Source organism: Chryseobacterium sp. JV558, assembly GCF_033712365.1.
Lineage (GTDB): Bacteria > Bacteroidota > Bacteroidia > Flavobacteriales > Weeksellaceae > Chryseobacterium.
Map to the genome: position 1 here is coordinate 1 of NZ_WJHU01000002.1, position 20819 is coordinate 20819.

12 protein-coding genes are annotated in these 20819 nt (G+C 36.6%); 2 read left to right on the plus strand and 10 right to left on the minus strand.

The annotated features are described in order from the left end of the window. Positions 1-275: 275 nt before the first annotated feature. Both GFU89_RS05775 and GFU89_RS05780 read left to right on the plus strand, forming a co-directional pair. Positions 276-3173, plus strand: a complete 2898-nt coding sequence (locus GFU89_RS05775) for a SusC/RagA family TonB-linked outer membrane protein (RefSeq protein ID WP_318846251.1) — start codon at positions 276-278, stop codon at positions 3171-3173. A 15-nt stretch (positions 3174-3188) separates the two neighbouring features. After that, the gene (locus GFU89_RS05780; RefSeq protein ID WP_318846252.1) at positions 3189-5084 is read left to right on the plus strand and encodes a SusD/RagB family nutrient-binding outer membrane lipoprotein; all 1896 of its coding nucleotides are present in this window, start codon (positions 3189-3191) and stop codon (positions 5082-5084) included. A gap of 140 nt (positions 5085-5224) precedes the next feature. Here GFU89_RS05780 and GFU89_RS05785 read toward each other — a convergent pair whose 3' ends face one another. The 10 genes from GFU89_RS05785 to GFU89_RS05830 form a co-directional block, all read right to left on the minus strand. Then, positions 5225-5794 (minus strand): hypothetical protein, encoded by a 570-nt coding sequence (locus tag GFU89_RS05785; protein WP_318846253.1) that lies wholly within the window; start codon positions 5792-5794, stop codon positions 5225-5227. A gap of 9 nt (positions 5795-5803) precedes the next feature. Then, positions 5804-6328: a hypothetical protein gene (locus tag GFU89_RS05790; RefSeq protein ID WP_318846254.1), complete on the minus strand. Its 525-nt coding sequence runs from the start codon at positions 6326-6328 to the stop codon at positions 5804-5806. Then, on the minus strand, positions 6325-9078 hold the full coding sequence (locus tag GFU89_RS05795; RefSeq protein WP_318846255.1) for a hypothetical protein: 2754 nt from the start codon (positions 9076-9078) through the stop codon (positions 6325-6327). The genes GFU89_RS05790 and GFU89_RS05795 overlap by 4 nt, the downstream gene beginning before the upstream one ends. Next, positions 9071-9877 carry a WxL protein host-binding domain-containing protein gene (locus GFU89_RS05800; RefSeq protein ID WP_318846256.1) on the minus strand — a complete coding sequence of 269 codons (807 nt, stop codon included), beginning with the start codon at positions 9875-9877 and terminating at the stop codon, positions 9071-9073. The genes GFU89_RS05795 and GFU89_RS05800 overlap by 8 nt, the downstream gene beginning before the upstream one ends. A 103-nt stretch (positions 9878-9980) precedes the next feature. Continuing rightward, complete coding sequence (locus GFU89_RS05805; protein ID WP_318846257.1) at positions 9981-10559, minus strand: hypothetical protein; 579 nt, start codon at positions 10557-10559, stop codon at positions 9981-9983. Between the two features lie 189 nt (positions 10560-10748). Further along, on the minus strand, positions 10749-13094 hold the full coding sequence (locus GFU89_RS05810) for a phosphocholine-specific phospholipase C (RefSeq protein WP_318846258.1): 2346 nt from the start codon (positions 13092-13094) through the stop codon (positions 10749-10751). An 82-nt stretch (positions 13095-13176) separates the two neighbouring features. Further along, a complete protein-coding gene (locus tag GFU89_RS05815; protein WP_318846259.1) occupies positions 13177-14697 on the minus strand; it encodes a SusD/RagB family nutrient-binding outer membrane lipoprotein in 1521 nt (506 codons plus the stop codon). Between the two features lie 20 nt (positions 14698-14717). Continuing rightward, complete coding sequence (locus GFU89_RS05820; RefSeq protein ID WP_318846260.1) at positions 14718-17876, minus strand: SusC/RagA family TonB-linked outer membrane protein; 3159 nt, start codon at positions 17874-17876, stop codon at positions 14718-14720. Between the two features lie 207 nt (positions 17877-18083). Next, positions 18084-19688, minus strand: a complete 1605-nt coding sequence (locus GFU89_RS05825) for a hypothetical protein (RefSeq protein WP_318846261.1) — start codon at positions 19686-19688, stop codon at positions 18084-18086. A gap of 101 nt (positions 19689-19789) precedes the next feature. Beyond that, positions 19790-20584 (minus strand): SDR family oxidoreductase, encoded by a 795-nt coding sequence (locus tag GFU89_RS05830; protein ID WP_318846262.1) that lies wholly within the window; start codon positions 20582-20584, stop codon positions 19790-19792. Between the last annotated feature and the right edge of the window lie 235 nt (positions 20585-20819).

Sequence of the window (20819 nt, forward strand, 5' to 3'; positions counted from 1 at the left end):
ATTCTATTTTATCTTTTTCTTCAATTCAATGCCAAGAAGTACTAAGCTTGGGCTATAAGCTAATTGAATTTACTCAATCACTTAAGTATCAAAAGCTTTCAATACATAGTAATGACTTAATAGGTATTGATTAAAAAAATATTAGAATGATGGTGTTAGTCTTATTGATGTATTTAGCATAAATAATTAATGATTGTGTATTAATTTAATAAGAATTACGTTTATTTGTTGAAATATCTTGTGATATTATTAAGTATATACCAAATCTAATTTTTATGAAAAAAACCATTTTTAAGGTTGGACTGCTCCAATCCTTATTCTTTTTCGGTGGATTGTATGCACAAAGCGATTCAACTAAAGCGTCAAAGATTGATGAAGTAGTTGTTACAGCTTATGGTGTAAAAAAAGAAAAAAAAGCGCTTGGATATTCTTTCCAGGACGTAAAAGGCCAAACCCTTGTTGATGCTAAAGAAAATAACATGACCAATGCATTAGTAGGAAAGGTGGCCGGATTGCAAGTCATTAAAGGAGGTTTTGGACCAGGTTCTTCTTCCAAGATTAACCTGCGGGGGTTTAATTCTTTTACCGGAGATAATCAGCCGCTTATTGTAGTGGATGGAGTTCCGTTAAGTAATAGCTTAGGGTCAAAGGTTAAGCAGAATGGAAAAGACTCTAACAATGATTTCTGGAATCCGGATCTTGATATGGGAAATGGTTTAAGTGATATCAATCCGGATGACATTGAAAGTCTTTCCGTTTTAAAAGGTGGTGCTGCTTCTGCTCTTTACGGTTCCAGAGGTGGAAACGGAGTTATCTTGATTACTACAAAAACTGGTAAAAGAAAGGGAGGGTTAGGAATTACATATTCTACAAGCTTAGGTTTTGAAAATATTTTTATGAAACCTGATTTGCAGCATAGCTTTGCTCAAGGAAGTAATGGTTTGCCCAATCCACAAGGGGTTGACAATACAACTTCCTGGGGACCTGCTTTTGACGGTTCAAATATGACGGTTCATGATAACTTAAAAAACTTTTTTAAAACAGGAACTAATGCGCAGCATACCCTGAGCTTCCAGGAGAACTTAGGCGAAGGATCAAGCTTGTACACATCTGCTAATTATTTAAACAGTAATAGCCAGATTCCGAATTCAAAATATGAAAGGTTCAATTTTATGGCAAAAATGAATTCTAATTTTGGAGCTAATAAAAGATGGACAACTGAGATGAAAGCTCAATATATGAGCGTTAAAGGTACAAATAGACCATCTGCAGGACGAGGTGATGGAAATTACTATCCATCAATCCTTTTAATGCCTCAAAATGTTGATGTAAGGGATTATCGTGAGGGGCAAATGCAAAATGAAGTGAAGTCACGCTGGATAACCTCAAATGGAATTAATCCTTATTGGACAGCTTATAATGCATTGAATGCTGATAAAAAGGATAGATTTCTATTAAACGGTTATCTTAAATATCAATTTAATAATTGGCTGAGCGCAGATGTAAGGCTAGGAACAGATTTCTATTCTTTAAATACTGATGCAAGGGTTTGGACGGGGTCTAGCCGTAATAATTCTTACTCCACCGGTCAGGAAAAGTTTTATGAAAATAATTATATCGTAAGTCTTAATGCTAAAAAAGATAATATTGTTGACAAATGGGGTGGATCGCTTTCCGTTTATGGGCAGATGATGGAAAGCAGGGATAAGGCCCTATATTTTTCCACACAAAATCTTATTCTGGCTAATGTTTTCAGCACATCTAATACGAGTGACCTTGCTTCTGTTACGACGACTGAAGTTGATATGTGGAAAAAAATTAATTCAGTATTTGCTGCTGCTGAAATTAATTATGACGGATATTGGTTTTTGAATGCTACGGCAAGAAATGATTGGTCTTCTACTTTGAATATTGATAACAGATCTTATTTTTATTCTTCTGTGAGCACTTCATTAGTTTTAACAGATATGTTAAAGAAATTAAATGGTACAACTCTAAATGCCTTAACATTTGCTAAGCTTCGTGCGGCTTACGCAGTTACAGGAAATTCTTTACCACCCCAACAGTTATATAATACCTATACCGCTTCCACAGATCCAAGCGGCCATATAGTGCTTACAAGAAATAAAATTCTTTTTAATTCAAATCTTCATGCTGAGAAGCTTAAAAGTTTTGAAATCGGGGCAGATATGAAGTTTTTTGACAGAGTCTCTTTAGATATAAGTTATTTCAGTAATAATGCAACAGAGCAGCTGATAGATTTACCAATAAATCCTCTTTCAGGATATGAGAAAAAGAAAATTAATTCAGGAGGGCTGCATAATAAAGGGTTTGAATTTGTATTGAATACGGATATCTTTAAGAAGGAAAGTTTTGTATGGAATGTCAATGCCAATTTTTCAACTTTAAAAAGCAACATCGATAAAATTGATGGAAATATTTCAAAATATCCTTTATCAGGTTTTGATAACGTTGCATTCTTCGCGGAAGTAGGAAAACCTTACGGAGCCATTTATGGGACGAAATTTTTAAGAGTAGAAGATGCCAGCAGTCCTCATTACGGGAAACTGATTGTGGATCAAAACGGATTACCGCGGGCTACTTCTGATCAATATTATCTTGGAGATCAAACTCCGAGAGCTTTGTTTGGTTTCACAAACAGTTTTGTATATAAAAATATTGGACTTTCATTTTTAATTGACGGAAGAATCGGAGGTAAATTTTTCTCCGCAACGCAAGCTGCATTACAAGCGAATGGACTTGCTGCAGATACTGCGCCCGGAGGAAAACGTGATAATATGATTTTAGATGCAGTAGTGGAGGGAAATGGCGGTTATACAGCAAATACCAAAGAAATTACTCAACAGGATTATTGGGGAGCTGTAACAGCTGGAAATTTAGGAATTACAGAACAAAACATTTATGATGCTACCAATATTCGTTTAAGAAATATTCAGCTGACCTATAATTTTCCTAAAAGTATTTTCCAAAAATTAGCCTTACAGAGTGCTAAGGTTGCTTTTACGGCAAATAACGTATGGATGATCTATAGTAAAGCAAAAGGAATTGATCCGGAATCTGTATTCGCAATAAATTCTAATGCTACAGGATTTGAAAACCTTGCTTTTCCCACTTCAAGATCTTATCTATTTACAATCACTTTAGGCTTTTAATTAACAACTGAAACAATGAAAAAATATATCTTATCATTATTTACTATCGGTTTACTATGTACTTCATGCAATGATTTTGAAGACATCAATAATAACCCGTTTGCCGTAGACGCTAATAAAGCAGAACCTGAATATTTCTTAAATAACTCAATTCTCGGTGCTCAGCAAGATCCTAATATTGCAGAACGTGTTTTTGTTTTATACTGGAAAACAGCAGCAAGACAGCATTTATCAACAGGAATTGCGGGTGGAACTTATGACGATTCCTGGACTTCCGAATATTGGAAATACGTATCAGAATGGCTGAATAACGCGAATGCGGCTATTCAATTGGCTAATGAAAAAAAGGCGGCCGGACAAGGAAAACCTTATTATGACAATATCATTCAGATTTCCAGAATCTGGAGAGCTTATTTAATGAGTGAATTTTCGGATAATTTCGGACCTCAACCTATTCAGGCTTTTCAGGGAACGAATCCTACTTTCAATTCTGAAAAAGAAGTGTATTATTTTATTTTGGAAGAATTAAAAGATGCCATTGCAAAAATGGACACCACCCAAGGAGTACCATCAAATGCTAATGCCTATGATATGGTGTATGGTTTTAACTGGACTCAGTGGGTAAAGTATGCCAACTCTATGAGAATGAGAATTGCTATGAGAATTGCAGAAGTAGATCCCGCAAAAGCAAAAACAGAATTTGAAGCAGCGGCTAATTCAAATACGTTTATAGCTACAAGTGCAGATAATTTTAAAGTGGCTGAAAAATCAGGATGGGATGCCTTAACAGGTGTAATGTCAAGAGAATGGAATTCCCAGATCTTATCAGCAACCCTTAATAATGTATACATTGGTTTAGGAGGAGTCAATTCCACAGACCAATTACCGGGAGCTCAACATACGCAGGTAAAAGCATCTGACTATATTGGTATAAAATATGACCAACAGTTCACTACAATGACCAATGATCCAAGTGCAGGATATTGGTTGGACGGACTACCCAATAAAATAGATCCGAGAGCATATAAAACGTTTTATATTCCGGGGGATCTTACAAGCCCGGTTTACTCATTGTATCCAACGTATACCAATCAGGCAACTACCAATCATGGAGATCTTACGTTTGAAGATAATTCTAAAATAACAATAAACACGGTAAATACCTGGAATGCCTATACCATTGGAAATTGGGGGGCAAAAGGACAGAGAAACGGCTTGAGAAATGTAGTAGGATGTATGCCGGCTTTGGGTAAGCAGTATCGGGAAAGTACGAATGCAAGAATATTTTTTGCAAGCTGGGAAACTTATTTCCTTTTGGCGGAAGCTGCATTGAAAGGCTGGGCAGTTCCAATGAGTGATGAAGCTGCCTATAATAAAGGAATTCAGGAAAGCTTTGTTTATAATGGAGTTTCACAATTCTATGGTCAATATATTGCTTCTACGGATTATAACCGTGATGGTACTTCTGTGTCTTACAGTCATATTACAGAGCCGGGAGTAAGCCATACAATGAAATATAAAGATCCTGTAAGCGGGAACTTAGTTTCTGTAGACATTAAATATCCTGTAAATACGATTTATAAAAATGGATCGGTAAAGAATGATAAACTGACAAAGATTATTACCCAGAAATATATTGCCAATACGCCTTGGTTACCGTTAGAATCCTGGAATGATCAGAGAAGACTTGGGCTGCCGTTTTTTGAAAACCCTGCCATCGAAACTCCATTGGCCAACCTTCCTAATCTGAGCTCAGGGAATTATATGACGAATTCTATTCAGAATTTCCCTCAGAGATTAAGATATCCAAGTACTTTCAGAAATACAGATCAGCCTGGATATGATAAAGCGGTACAATTACTTGGGGGTACAGATGCTGTACTGACTCCTCTTTGGTGGGCCAAACATTAATTAATTTTAAATACAATAAAAAATAATCCTTTTCAAAATCAGAAAAGGATTGTTTTTTATTGATACAAATTGACTGAATATATCTTTAGATGGATTGTTGAATTAATTACGATAAATATCTGGATCGCTTTGAAGTATTTTTAATTTGCTCCAATTGTGAAAACCACCTGTGTACTATAAGTTGTTGCGGGCACGATTACAGAAACTCCGCTTATTTGCAACTGTGCATTAATGCCTGTGTATGATACGCTGTTACCTAGTCCCAAAACTCCGGTAAAATTGATGGTAAAAAATGCGGTAGCTACAGCTTGTGGTATTTCTGTATAAGTTGTACCTCCGTTTATTGTTGCTGTGCAGAGAACACAAAGTCCACTTATACTTGTACTTCCACCACTTCTTTTGGCATAAAGGTGAAGATTGCTATTCCATGTTGTAGGGGTATGGTGTACACTTACTCTGGCAGCACCACTGGTAAGAAGGTTTAGAAATGATCCTGGCAAATTACCAGACAATGTTATTAAATTAGTAGCACTCTGATAAGTTCCCGCATAGTTTGTTCCAGCTTCCGTAATAGTGGGTACACTTACAGTCCAATTACTTCCGCCTACAGTTATTGTTTGCCCCGCCAAATAACTGCTGATTATTAAAGGAATAATACATAGATATTTTTTTAAGCTGATTTCCCTGAAAAAGTGGCTGTTAATTTTCATTTTTCAATTTTATTCTGTGATGGTGTAGACAATTACAACAGCTGTATTAGCCTGTGCCAATAAATTAGCATACGTATTAGTTGTTAGAGAAATAGTGAGATTATGGCCATTATTGGCCCCATTTCCTGTAAAAGCACCTCCAATGCCACTAATAATTGTGACAGGAGTCGTGGTAAGGGTAACCTGTCCTGCAGAAGTTCCCAATGTTCCTCCTCCTGCTCCGGAAGCGGCAGCAGCCTGTAATCTTATATTAACTCCTGCAATAACTTTATTTACTGATGCTGTAATTTTTCTGGTAAGCCCGCCGGGTGCAATTGCAGATGTATAGTTGACCCATTTCGAAGTATTGGGAGTTGGATTACCAAGCGCATTTCCTGCTTCAGTAGGGGCTGTAAAATTGAGCGTAAAATTTCCTGTAGGCTCAATATCCATTAAAGTTACGGTAGGTAAAGTCATGGTGACCGTAGTCTGGGAGTATAGAACTCCTGACAAGATAAAAGACACTAATAACAATAGCGAACGGATCAAAATCATTTCTTCTTTTTTATTTCATTATATCCTACCTTTAAGGATTCCTGCTGGTATTTTATTTCTATTTGCTGCTTGACAACATGAATACTCAATTTTTTTGTTTCTGAAGGCTTTAGGGTAAACTGGAATTTATCGTTCAAGACTTTATAACGTTTATCAAGACCGTTGCGATAGACTTTAACAGTCCAGTCTCCGGGCCTTAGATAAGTAAAATCAAAATCTTCACCTATAAAACATATTTTACGATAGGTCTGGTCTTTACCCGTAGTTTCTATAATAATACTTTCTTTTTTCTTTTTCTCTTTTTTAGCAAGTAATTCAGATAGGGCTGTCTGATCTTTATCTTCTGTTTCTACAAACTGAATATGCCCCTGAACATTGGCAGCCGTTGTTAACCCGAAATTAAAAATATTGTCCTTATTACTCAGAGAAAGGGCTGCCGGAAACGCCAGCGTGGGAATATCATTGATCTCTGTTGTTGAACGGTCAATTTCCAGAAAATAATTTCCAGGAATCACATTTTTGAATAAATAATTTCCTTCCTGATCGGTAACGGACAGATAACTTCCAAGCATTAATCTTACTCCTTCTGTCTTTTTTATCCCAAGATTACTGATATTTCCGGACAGCGAAATATATTCAGCCGTTTTCTGTACCGGAACATTGGGACGCCATGTATAGCGCATGGAAAATATAAAATCTTTATCCCCAATCTCTCCTCTCTGTAATGAATATCTGCCGGAAAGATCAATTTCATTTCCGGGAAATAGCTGCTGGTGGAAAAGAAGTTCAAATAAATTTCTGTCTTTAAAATATTCTTCCGGCATATAATTGTTCTGATAAAAAATACTTAAAGTAGTCTTATCAGAAAATCGGCTGTAAATTCTTGCTCCGTAATAAAGCTGTTTCTGATTCTGCAGCTGATATCTTGAGCTGATGGCATAGCTTCCGAATACATTAAAATAGGTTCTGAATTTTTGAAATGAAAGATTAGCAGAATAAAAACTTGAATTACCGCTAAACCCAGTCAGATAATTGTCTGTTTTACCAAACTGCCCTTCAAGATTCACTTGAAACATTCCTACCTGCTGATCAATACTCACCTTGAAAAAAAGTTCATAGTAATCAAACTGTCTGGGCTCCAGACGATCCTGATATTTTTGATACCCGCTATTAAGGATCACAGAACCATTTGAGAGATATTTATATTGTACTCCATATTGCAGATACTGTCTGTAAGGAGCAGCTAAAAACAGGGTGTCTCTCTGGAAATTTTTAGCATCCTGTGTATAGTTGACAAAAGCACTGAGCTTTCTGGAAATTTTGTAGTTAACGTTTCCGTTAAAGGTATTTGTATTCGTAAAATATCCTGCAAATTCAGGACTTGCTTTTACGTACATTAAACTTCCGTTGAACTTTTCGAAAATAGCATCAGCCTGAAGCATATAAGCTGTTCCATCCGTTTTTTTGGTAGCACTGTAGGCTAATTCTCCGGAAATATTAATATTCCTTGATATCTTGAATTTTCCTTTGGCATAAGGAAGATGAGCTTCAGAATCCAATCTTAAATCTCCGTATCGGATCTCCTCCTTTCTTGGAGTTTTGTAAAGGTATCCGACCGAAAGTTCTGATTCTTTTCTGATTTTGAAGGCAGAGTAAATATTAAATTCATCCTTAATATCTCTGAAAAACCTGGGATGATTATAGAAACCGCCCAGGCTCACTTTATTAAAATCATACCGGATTTCTGCCCCGCGGCCATATCTTGCAAACTCTGTTAAATAAGATGAAGAATACGTTTTATCACCAAGATGAATAAAGAAATTATCCCGCTTATAATTCACAAAATATTCCTCATATTGGGTAAATGTATTGAGATCTACAGGATTGTGGGTAACTGCCCGAAATTCGATCTGGTTTTTATTGTCTTTGTCCAGCGTTCCTTTTCCGTAAATTTCTCCCTGAAAGCCATCATTATAAACCCCCATATTCTGCATTCCGACAAAAGATAATGAAAGGGCAACAGGAAGTCTGTGATAAATATCGTTTTCAGATGGTTTTACGGATATAATCTGAGTACTTACATAAACGCTTTGCGCTTCCTTAAGGTTCCCTTTTGAATATACCGAAAGATTAAGGTTCTGAAATTCATTTTGACTGAGTTCAGGGTTGGTTATTTTGTGTATCGTAATGATCTTTGACTCATTGGGTTCTAATACTAATGAGGATTCATTATCAAGGATGGCATTTTTACTTTCAAGATGAATATCCTCCGTTATATTACCATTGTTTTTTAAAAGAAAAGCAGCCCGGATTGTTTCTCCAGCCCTTACGTACTCAGGTGAATTCAGAGCCGTAAGAGAAATATTTCTGTTCCCTGAAACTGTTATTTTTGATGTTTTTGTAAAGGAAATGCCGTTGTTACGGTCTATAATATTCAATGTTACAGAATAATTGCCCTGGCTTGTTTCTGTTGCAATTCGTAAGGGTACCAGATAAGCCGAAGTTTCATGGGCAGCAATCTTAAATTCTCCTTTTGCTAAAATGGGAATAATAGAGGGACTTGAAGTCGTGACTGATATCTCATAAATCCTGTTTTCATCCGAATTATTATCTAATGTGAAAGGAATAGAAGTTGACATTCCCGGTAATATACTATCTTTTTTACTGGACAATCCATTAGATTGCTGCTGAGAAAAAATAAATATCGGGAATAATAATAGGATAATAAATAAAGTCCAAATTCTAATCATTTTTTACTTCTAATTCCACATTGAGTGCAAATGCATTCTCCTCTTCATCTGTAGCAATTATAGCCGCTCTGTATTTGTCCGGCGGTATTTTACTGATATCAATGTAAAACGTTTTGGAGGTGTCAGGAAGCAGTCCCATTGTTAAACTTGAATACGTTCCTATTTTTTCACCGGTTTTACGATTATAAATTTCAATGGCTGTTGTCGGTTTGCAGTAAAGATTACCATTATTGGCTACGGCAATCTTCACGGTTTGCTTTCCCTCCAGCTTTTCTACTTTTACACTTTCAAACTTAAGATCCGGTTTGGCCTTTTCTGTTTCAATATCTGTAATGATCTGGATAGCGTACCGTATAATAGAAGTGATGTTCACTCCCACCTTACTGTCGCTGGGTTTGATATCCTCTACCGGCTCTACAATAATGACGCTCCAATAGCTTCCGGGATCCATGGCTTCATTGGGAACAGTAATCTCATAGAAGACCTCTGTCTTTTCTTTACCTTTCAGAGTGATCAGATTGGTATTGAGTTTAATCCATTCCCCATTGGTACGCTTATTTGTACGCAAAGCAGAATAATTGATGGTTCCGTCAGCATGGTAAGAAAAATCCTGTAAAAATATTTTTACACTTTGAGGATTACTGCCTGTGTTTTCAATGGCAACTTTTCCTTTATAAACCTTTCCGTTTTCTATTTTATAAGAATGCGTAAGCCCGTTGAGAATCACAATACCGGCATGTAAAAAGCTGAACTGCAAAATCAGGGTGATCAAAAGAAGAATACGCTTTATCATCATCATTATTTAAAGTTTGGAGTTAATCATTAATAATACAAAACCAGGAAGAAACTGAATGTCAGCTTCTTCTTGTTTTTGACAGGTAGAAAAGAATTTTGGTTAAATTCTAATTATCTGATATTGTATAAGTAACGGTAGTTGTAACAGTGGCTGTTGCCTGTAAATCTGCGTACGCTGCTACACCTCCAGGACCACTTCCTGCAGCAAGTGCATAGGTAAGATTGTGACCGTTATTGGCACCATTTCCTGTATAAGCACTTCCGATTCCTGAAATGATAGTCTGGTTGGCAGCACTTAATGTCAACAGACCTGTAGATGCTCCCAATGTTCCTGCTCCTGCTCCCGTAGGTCCTGCTGCTGTTACCTGAAGATCAACTCCGGGAATGACAGCATTCATTGTTACACTTATATTACGGGTAGGATCTGCAACAGATTTAATGGACGAATAATTAAGCCATAAAGTAGTGTTGGCTGTTGCTGGAACGATAGGATTTCCTGCTTCAGTAGGCGCTGTAAACCCAAGAGTAATATTTTTAGTAGCTGATGGTTCAATATCTACCAAAGCAACTTCGGGAATAGAAATGGTAACCGTATGGTTATCTGTCGCGAGGTCTTGCGCGCTCAGATTTCCGGATAGAGCAAACGCAAATAAAGACATGGCAATCGTTAAATTTAATTTTTTCATGATGTAAATAATTAGTTAAGTGAATATAATAAAATTCAGTATACTTTGAAAAAAATATATTATAATTTTTATATTAATGATTATTTACATTATGTAATACATTATAATTGAAGTATTCTTTAATAGAATAAGTCAAAAAAATCCTGCACGTTTTAAAGTACAGGATTTTATCAATTTTATAAGTATTCTCTACGCCCAGTGCGGATCAGAAACCGAAACCTTTCCGGTCTCAATTCTTCCTGCAAAGTGCCACAGACGATCATTTAGCATTAATTTCAAATCATACCAGCCTTTATATTTATCAAGATCGATAATTATTTTTTCTTCCGTTTTTTGTACAGAAATTGTTTTTTTATTTTTTGTGTAAAGATCTTCCAGGCTTATGGAAATATTTTCCTTTTTAGGATTTCTAATGGTCAGTTCAACCTGGTTTTTTGAAATGATATTTGTCAAAATCACCTCTGTTTCAGCATTATTATTTCCTTTGAATTTCCTGAAAAAGCCATTGGGACCGAAAATTTCGTAATCATAGGCTCCAGAATGCACAGCATGGGATAGTTCTTGTTTTGAATATAGAGCATATGAAAAATGATAAAGAGTACTGTTGAATTGAGTTCTGTCATAGATTAATAATGGAACTCCATTCTCTTTTAAATTGGTCATTTTAATCTGCCCACCTTCTAAATTGACATGGAAATGATATGGAAGTGGATTGGATGGTTTCAAACCTCTTTCCTGAATCTCAAGTAAATTACCGTTAAGATCATTTTCAGAATACCATTTCAGATCCGGAACAGGTTTATTTTTAGCTGCATTGATGGTTTTAGCATACTCTTTCTGATCCAGATAATTCATCTGTGGAGCTTTTACACTGGAAGAATTAAAGGCAGACGTAAGATCTCCGCATACTGCTCTTCTCCAGTCACTGATATTGTCAACATGAACATTTTTCTTATATTTTTTCATGATGAAATTCTCCAGGAACTGCAGCACGGAAGTGTGATCTGATACTTCGGAATTTACAAAACCTCCTTTTGTCCATGGGGAAGCAATAATCATGGGAACTCTGTAACCTAATCCAACCGTTCCTTCAATTTTTTCATAATTTTTTAAAGAAGGATTCGACATATATTCCTGGGATTGGTCTACATATTCCACTCCTTCTTTTCCGTTCATATCAACGGGCTGACTCGGATTCACTGGTGGTGCGAAAGGCAGTACATGATCAAAATATCCGTCGTTTTCATCGTAATTGATGATGAATATTGTTTTTTTCCAGGTTTCAGGGTCTTTGGTCAGAATATTCAAAACCTCAGAGATATACCATGCACCATACCATGGTGATCCCGGGTGGTCTGAGAAATGTTCAGGAGCTACCAGCCAGGAAACCAGCGGAAGTTTTTTCTCTTCTACATCTTTTCTGAACTGGAACAGTACATCTCCTTCAGGAACAACCAGTCTTTCTCCGTTTTCATCCTTTCCGATTTCCAGTTTCCAATAATCCGGGTCATTTACATTGGTAGTGAAAGCTTTTTCATGAAGGTTTTTTTCCTCTTTTGAAAGTTTTGAATAATTGTCTGGATGATATTTTACCTGATCTTCCTGAACTTCAGCGAGCATGCTTTCCAGTCTTTGTTTCTGGTTAGGATTTTTTTCAATTTCCTGTTTCAGATACGCTATGATATTAGGAATATTCTGATAATACCCTTTTGAAAATTTAACGTTGAATTTTGAAAACCATTCGATAGGATTATCAGTAAAATTACTCAACCACGCTTCCTGTTCTCCGGACATTCCTTTTGGAAGACTGATTTCATTCTGATAAATTCTCCATGAAACATTCTGCTGTTCTAAAATCTCCGGGAAGCTTTTCCATTTGGCCTGTTTTGCTTTGTCATAATCAATATTTTCATTCACAACATTGGCCTTTACTTTTCCGTTTTGCTGCTCTCTCAACGTTCCGGACCAAAGAAACAGTCTGTTTGGAGTAGTCCCGGTAAGTGAAGAACAGAAATACTGATCGAATATGGTAAATGCATCTGCCAGCTGATAATAAAACGGAAGGTCTTCACGGTTATAATATCCTAATGTCAGCGGAATATTTTTGTAATCTTTATTTCCTGAAGCTTTAGCCTGAAGCCATTGGTCATATTTTCCTTTGTTCAGTGCTTTTTGCTGATCTGCCCATGAATGAGGCAGTGAGCTCATCCAGGTAGATTTTGTATTTCTCAAATCCAGTCGGGCAGGAGATGCATATTTTCCGTCATCATTCTTTTGAAAGAAAACGGAATGCCCATCCTGTTTTACAAATGCTCTTTTGTCTAAAAAACCTCTCACTCCTTTAAGCGCACCGAATGCATGATCAAATGAACGGTTTTCCTGCATCAGAATTACCACATGCTCTGCATCATAAAATGTAGACTGGGCAACAGGATCAATGGCCAACGCTTTTAAAATGGAAGGGTGCAGAACACTTGATGTTCCTAATCCAGCTAATAAAAGACTTGATTTCTCTAAAAATTCTCTTCTTTTCATGTTCAATCGTAATAAGAAAGAAACCGCAAGTTAATAGGATTTTCCTGCGATTTCTTTGTTTTATATAAAAATAATCAGATTTTTATTGCAGCCACCAAGGTTTAGAATTGATGTTGTCATTTCCACCATACTGGGCAGCCAGAGCGGCTTTTAAATTGCTGCTGTTATAACTGTATTCTGACTGTGGATATCTGAATCTGAAAGGAGCTGCCACTCCGGTTTTCAGGGGATAGTTTGGATATCCGGTTCTTAAATAGTCATAATAAGAAGTCCATTGTGCCTGATGGAACATGGTCATGTATTTTTGAGTCATGATTTTTTCCAGCTGTGTCTGTAAAGGATCAGTATTATTATAAACAACCAAAGACGTTGCCAGATACTGATTCACATCAAATCCTGAGAAATATTGTCCCTGATTTTTTACATAAGTCTGATAAAAATTGAAACTTGCTTTGATGGCATTGTCATAATGGGTTTTTGCAGACCCTGAAATCCAGCCTCTTGCAGTGGCTTCAGCAAGGATAAACTCAAGTTCTGAGTAGCTTAATACGGAAGCTGGTTCATTGGTAGGATCTTTATAAAAACGGTCATTTACTTTAGAGATATTCTTAGCCGTGATCAAAGCAGCATTGTCAGAATAGGGAGAAGTAGGATTTCCTCCGTTGTAGGCTGTAAAATCTGTGATGGCTTTTCCTGCCTCTTTAGCTCCGGTAGTCTGTGCTGCAAAAGTGAATAAACGTGGATCATGTCTGTCTTTGAACATATTAATGAAATAATCCGCCATATATAAACTGGAACCATATCCACTGTTGTTAAACATCGAATATCTGCTGTCTGCAGCGTCAGCAAACTTAAGCTCACCGTTATCCGCAATAGAAGTCATCAAAGACTGGCTTCCTGCGATAGAAGCAAATTCTGTGGCAATATTATAATTTCCTACTGTCGTTTTCTTAGATAAAGTGATCAGAATTTTCAGACGGAAAGAATTGATCAGTTTTTTCCACTTCAAAGCATCTCCGTTGTACACAATATCGCCTTCAATTTTGTCATTGGTATTAATAAGATCATTTGCTTCTTTTAATTCTGATAAAATTCCGGACATTACAGCTTCCTGTGTATCATATTTAGGCTGGGTAATACCAGATTCTCCTTTTGCCGCTTCGGAATAGGGAGCGCTTCCTACTTTTAAACTGATATTGAAAAAATGATAAGCTCTTAAAAACTTTCCGATGGCCAGATAATTTTTATTTCCTCTTTTCTCTGCTTCCTGCATCATTTTTCCAGTATTCAGGAGTCCTTTTGTATACACTTCAAATGAGGTGTCATTCCATTTCATATACTGATAAGAATTCTCACCATCGGTACCAATCATCATTCTTGAAGCATACATATTATCACCATTTACCTGAAACGTGTATTTTTCAACGTAAGTCAGAAGGTTTTTAGGATCAACGCTGGCTTGGTCATTGGGGTTCTCATTGATAGTATCAAGGCTGGTTTCACATGAAGCCAATGTCAGAAGTCCTGCAGCAAATAGAGATTTCATCAGCCACTTTGCTGTTTTACCTTGTTGCCCTTTTGCATTATTGATATTATTTTTCATTGTCTTGACGTACTTTTTAGTTAAAACTTAAGATTAAATCCGATTCCGAACCATCTGCTGGATGGATCCTGAATATCATTGGCAATATCTTCCTTTCTTCCTGATCTGATCTGGAAATCAGGATCAGAGTACAGGTTCTTAGATTTTTTCCACATTGCTAAGTTATAGGCTGAAATATTGGCGGTGAAACCTTTCACCATTCCTTTAGGATTCAATAATGAAGAGAAATCATATTCTAATACTACAGATCTCAGCTTAACGAAGGTTCTGTCAAAAACGTTTGCAAACTCTTCACTTTCATCCTGCGTTACCCTTGCCTGATATGGATAGTTCTGTGCCCAGTCCTGGAAGCTGATAGCCTTCGTGTGTGGTGTATAAAGACCTGTGGCTGGATTGTAGTTAACGCCGTCCGGAACGAAATAATATTTTCCTGGATTGGCATATTCAAGATCTCTGTACGCTACAGAATTAGGATGTTTTCCTCCCCACCACATTTTTTCAACAACCTGCGACCTCATCACGCCTCCGATGCTTCCGTCAATTCCGATGTTTAAAGTGAATTTTTTGTATTTAAAGGTATTGTTGAAACCGAAAGTCCAGTCCGGATTGAAATGTCCTAAGTTGCTTGGCGTATTGGCTCTCGTTGGCATTCCTGAATTGGCATCAAGAATTACTTTTCCGTCCGGAGATTTTTGCCATGTATAATCGTAATAGCTGTCCATTCTTTCACCCAACTTAATGTTTTGATAGTTGGGCATATTATCATAAATGGAAGTCAGTTTTTGTTCATAAGTACTCCAGTTGATCAAAGTTTTCCAACTGAAATCGGCCGTTTTTACCGGAACCAAACCAAGAGAAACTTCAAATCCTTTGGTGGTATATTCATTTCCGTTTACATATTGTGACGTGAATCCTGATGATTCTGCCGCTGGAAACTGAAGAATATTATTATAATCAAGTGTTCTGAAATAAGTGGCATCTAAAGTAATTCTGTTATTCAAGAAGCCTGCGCTTAATCCTAATTCATAAGATTTTGTCTGCTCAGGTTTCAGAGAGTTTTCTACATTCAGAGTGGTAGGATAATAATAGGTAGGATTTCCGTTGAAAGTGATTCCCTGGTTATTCAGATAATAATTTCTGATAGAATAAGGCTGGAAGTCATACGCCACTTTCGCCCATGAAGCGGAAAGCTTCAGCATATTGATAGACTCTGGTAATTTTACCAGATTTGAAATAACGGCACTGATGGATGCCGAAGGGTAGAAGTAAGATCTGTTGGCTTTGGGAAGCGTAGAAGACCAGTCATTACGTCCTGAAACATTGATGAAAAACGCATTATACAATCCGATGTCAATCGTGGAATAAGCACTATAAATAAGTTTTTCCTTCAGATAGGTATAGTTTTTAAGCGCTCCGATTGAGTTTTCAAATGTATATACTTCAGGAGTTCTCAATCCGTCCGTAGATCTTTCATTGCTATTGTTTTTGAAATAGAAAGCTGAACCTCCGGCATTGATGGTGAAATCAAAGTTTTCGGATATCTTTTTCTTGTAAGTCGCCAGAACATCATAGTTAAGATTCCATGTTTTGTTATCTTTCAGAATATAACCTCCACTTCTTGGCGCACTGTAATTGAAATAAGAATAAGGACTTAATATTTCTGTTTTGCTATGGTTTTCCACAAGAGATATTTTCCCTTTTACCGAAAGATCCTGGGTAGCTTTATACTCTAAACTAGTCTGTGCATTGATGATATTCGTTCTGTTCTGATTTTTATAATACTCGGATCCGAACCAAGGGTTGTTGTACCACGCATAGTTCCAGTTGGCTTGTGCTGTTCCTTCCTTCCCTGGAATCCACATGTGATTTTTCAGGGCTCTCCCGTCTACATCGCCTCCCATCCAAATTAGGATTGTATACATGTGTCCGCTTGGGTTGTAATCGTAGTTAGGAATATTAGGCGTAAAAGCCTGGTTGAAATTGAATTTCGTATTAAAGATTAACTTTTCTCCAAGATGATTTTCAGACGAAAAGTTGAGTCCATATTTTTGAAGATAAGAATTCGGAACTCTGTCATCATAGTTCATAAAGTTTCCTGAAAACCTGTATATGTCTTTATTATCTCTATAGCTGATAGCGAAATTATTGTTGTTGATAACCGCAGGTTTTAAGAAAGTACTTAAGTTATCATGGTATTTCCAGTCAATCGGAACTCTTTCATATCTTGCTTTATTATCATATTGAGTTCCCGTCACAGCTCCATACCAAGGCACTACCTGTCCGGTTACTTTATCTCTGATAGGGCTGTTCCACTGGGCTATCTGTAAACCCGGAACGAATTTTGGACCCCAGATCATATCTCCGTCATTCACACCGCCATCGGCCCCGTCCCAGAATTCGTATTTTCCGTGAGATCCGTTCCCGTATTCAGTCTGTGTTTTCTGAAGATTGGTAAATCCTCCCGTAATCATGGTATTTTGTGAAAATTCTACGGAGAATCCTTTCTTCTTAGCTGATTTTGTTGTAATCAAAACGGCTCCGTAACGGCCTCTGGAACCATATAGTGCAGAAGCGGTGGCTCCTTTCAATACGTTGATATTCTCAATGTTGTTTGGATCTAAATTCTGGAAAACTTCTCTTTCCACAATCACTCCATCAATCACAAAAACCACATTTGAATTTCCTCTTAGGGTAAACTGTGGTGCCTGCTGCATTCCTGTTGGATTGGAAACATTCAGACCGGCTACCTGTCCGGAAAATAAGTTACCAATACTTGGAGTGGTGATGGTTTCAAACTGTTTGGTTCCCACTTCCTGTGTAGCATAACCAATTTTTTCTTTCTTCTTGGCAATACCTAATGCGGTAATGACAACCCCTTCAATCTGTTTTTCGTTTGGTTTTTTTAAAACAATGGAATACTGTTTTTTTGAAGAAACCTCAACGGTATAAACAGAAAAATCAGGAGCAAAAAATTCAAGAATGTCTTTAGGGTTTGCAGAAATGGTGAAATTACCATTATTATCTGTAGTAGCAGTCTTTCCTGTGTTTTTGTCGGTGACGTTCACACCGGAAACACTGGAGCCGTTTTCTGATTTTACATTTCCGGAAATATTGATTTCCTGTGCGGAAAAATAAAGAGGAAGTAAAAAAACGGCAAAAGTAGCTAGAGTTTTCTTCATTTTTTTTGAAGGCAAATTTAGCAGAGCACTGTTACCTGTGTTTTAATGATGTATTAAAATAAAAATACGATTTAATATTTTTTAACATGAAGAATTAATAGAAAGGTAAAATGAAAAATGTCCTTTGTATAAGGGATTTTGCTTTATTATATATAGATATTAATATAAGGTAGCAAGCTGAAATGGTAGGATAGAATCTGTTGTTTTCTAAAATCTACTCAGGATTCCCCAATGGATTTTAATATCATTAAACTTAAAAGGATTTCCAAACTTGTTACCATTAGACAGCTGGAAACTCATCAGACCGATAGGAATGAAGAAATTGAAACCGAGCCCGACACTGTAGAGCTTGGGTTTTACATTCAACGACTTATTATTGAGCTGTCCATACTGCCCAAAGAGATCAAAAAAGGCTTGATTGCCAATCAGATACCGGTATTCCAGACTTCCATAATAGTAAAAGTCGGCGGCGAGGGAGTTTTCATTGAATCCCCGCATTGAATTCCAGCCCCCAAAACGGTATAATTCGTTGGCAGAGAACTCTATTTTAGAATCCATCATGGCTCCTTCTCCCTTAATGTTCAGGAAGTGATTTCCTGAGATATGATAATTGTGTTCTCCAAAGAAATAAAACTGGTTTTGTGTAGCTTTAATATTATCTTTAGAATAGGTTGTTGTTAAAAAATCATAGCCCGCATTGATCCTTGTTTTGTAAAGGAAAAGATCGATATCAGTAGGTTCAGTCATTTCAAACCATATCCCGATCCCGTTTTTGTTGTAGTCTTTTCCCTGAACATATAAGGTATCAATAATAGTAGAGGCTTCCAATGTTCCTCTTAAACCGATTTTGTTTCGGTTGTTGATATGATAATAAAAAGCGGGAAGGAATTTTACATTGGCGAATGTAGAATCCTGTCGGTAAATATTCACTTTTGCGTTCATCCCGACATTCGATTTGAACAGGTACGGAATATCCACCTGAAGATCAAAATTTTGTCCTTTATCAGGGTTTCGCTGCCAGTATAAATTGACGGTTTCAAAACCGTTGAACATATTCCTGAAATTGACATTCATGGTGCCATTTAACGTAAACTTGGAGCTTTTGTCGTTCCCGAAACCAATTACCCCGTCAAAAGTATTCGTCTTTTTCTTTTCCAGAAACAGAAAAATGCTTGTGGAGTCTTTGGTGAATAAGGTTTGTGGCTGCCGTTCAAGAGTCAGAAACGGATGGCTCTGAAACGTTTTATTAATGGCTAAAAGGTTTTTGTCATCGTAGTTTTTGCCTTTAAATTCCTTTTCCAGGTTTTTGATGAATCTTTTGGGAACTTTTTCATATCCTTTAACGACAAAATTATTGATCGTTCTTTTATCATTTTTGTTGATGTCGAGTTCTACGATTGGGTAGCCGTTTTTCTGTCCTTTATATTTAGATTTGATTCTGCTGAAAGAATACCCGTCATCAATATAAGTTTTGTTGATGCTTTTCTTGGTGGAATCTAAATTTTTAGTAAAAAAATCTTTCTGAATCTTTAGCTTCTGAACAAGAGAATCGGTAAGGTTTACATAAGTTTCATTAAAATTCTTGCCTTTATCAAAGAAAATTTCGGTGCTGTCACCTTTTACTTTTACCTCTTTCAGCTTGGTGAAGAAATAATTATTCTGAGCTAATGAATCCAGAAATTTTACCGCAGAAGTGGAATCTTTTATTTTTTTCCTGACCTTGGTTTCTGTATCAATGAGCCAATACTGCTTCTTCTGCGCTTGTGTAAAAACGCAGAACAGTACAAAAAATATTTTTAAAAGTAATTTCAATTTATCATTCTGAATGTGAAGGGAGTTGAGAAATCTTCAGTACAAAAGATTCTTCACTGTATTGCATTCCGTTCAGAATGACAATGCGCCCTTTCAATCAACTAATTTTTATCCAGTTTATTATATTTCTTCATCAAATTCTCGTAAGTTCCCTGTGGAAGAATCCATTTCAAAGGAACTCCGATTTTCTGCCCGAATTTACCAAAATAATAATGAGCTTTCCATTTATTTTTTGCTAAAAGTTTTTCAATGTATTCTGCAACTTCCAAAGGATCGGTTCCGTCATTCACATGAGAATTCATCAAAGCGTAAACTTTATCAAAAACATTTTTATAAGGCTGGGAAACCTGTGTTATCACTCTGTTATCGGCAATATTGGTTTTAATATCTCCCAAATGCAGAGAACATACCTCAATATTCCATGGGTATACTTCATACCTCATCGCTTCCGTTACTTTGTCCAGAGCAGACTTTGAAGCTGAGTAAAATCCACGGAAAGGAAGTCCCATTTCACTTCCGATACTGGAAACATTGATAATTTTTCCAAATTTATGTTCACGCATTTTAGGAAGAACTGCGCTCATCATCTGTACAGGTCCGGCAAGATTCAGGCTGAACAATTTTAAAATATCTTCTTTCGTAGAATCCTCTACTGCTCCTACCATTCCCATTCCGGCATTGTTAATCAGAACGTCAATTCTGGATTCTGTTTTTAAAACCTCAGCGATAGCATTCTGAACAGCGGTGTTATCGGTTACATCAGTAGGTATAGATTTGAAATACTTACTTTCTGTATGCTTGCGGCTTAATCCGTATACTTTATGTCCTTTTTTACCAAAATATTCGGCCAATGCAAACCCGATTCCTGATGAGGTTCCTGTAATAATGATGGTCATTGAATTTGTCTGATTTTATTGTTTTTATTTTTCTTCTGATGCCATTCAGACGGTTTTAATGATCTGTGTTCAAAAGTAAAATCTATTTTCAGCAAATGTAAAAAAAGAAAAATGAACTCAGTTATTTATTATTCCTGAAATAATTTTAATGATTTCTTGATCTATTGTCATCCTTTGATAGCAAACTTAAAATAAAGTTAATCTCAATCATGCCTGTAATATTAACGGAATGATT

Bases quoted from the DNA above. Each gene is read 5' to 3' on its own strand.
- GFU89_RS05775 (WP_318846251.1), top strand. From the start codon at position 276: ATGAAAAAAACCATTTTTAAGGTTGGACTGCTCCAATCCTTATTCTTT.
- GFU89_RS05780 (WP_318846252.1), top strand. From the start codon at position 3,189: ATGAAAAAATATATCTTATCATTATTTACTATCGGTTTACTATGTACT.
- GFU89_RS05785 (WP_318846253.1), bottom strand. From the start codon at position 5,794: ATGAAAATTAACAGCCACTTTTTCAGGGAAATCAGCTTAAAAAAATAT.
- GFU89_RS05790 (WP_318846254.1), bottom strand. From the start codon at position 6,328: ATGATTTTGATCCGTTCGCTATTGTTATTAGTGTCTTTTATCTTGTCA.
- GFU89_RS05795 (WP_318846255.1), bottom strand. From the start codon at position 9,078: ATGATTAGAATTTGGACTTTATTTATTATCCTATTATTATTCCCGATA.
- GFU89_RS05800 (WP_318846256.1), bottom strand. From the start codon at position 9,877: ATGATGATGATAAAGCGTATTCTTCTTTTGATCACCCTGATTTTGCAG.
- GFU89_RS05805 (WP_318846257.1), bottom strand. From the start codon at position 10,559: ATGAAAAAATTAAATTTAACGATTGCCATGTCTTTATTTGCGTTTGCT.
- GFU89_RS05810 (WP_318846258.1), bottom strand. From the start codon at position 13,094: ATGAAAAGAAGAGAATTTTTAGAGAAATCAAGTCTTTTATTAGCTGGA.
- GFU89_RS05815 (WP_318846259.1), bottom strand. From the start codon at position 14,697: ATGAAAAATAATATCAATAATGCAAAAGGGCAACAAGGTAAAACAGCA.
- GFU89_RS05820 (WP_318846260.1), bottom strand. From the start codon at position 17,876: ATGAAGAAAACTCTAGCTACTTTTGCCGTTTTTTTACTTCCTCTTTAT.
- GFU89_RS05830 (WP_318846262.1), bottom strand. From the start codon at position 20,584: ATGACCATCATTATTACAGGAACCTCATCAGGAATCGGGTTTGCATTG.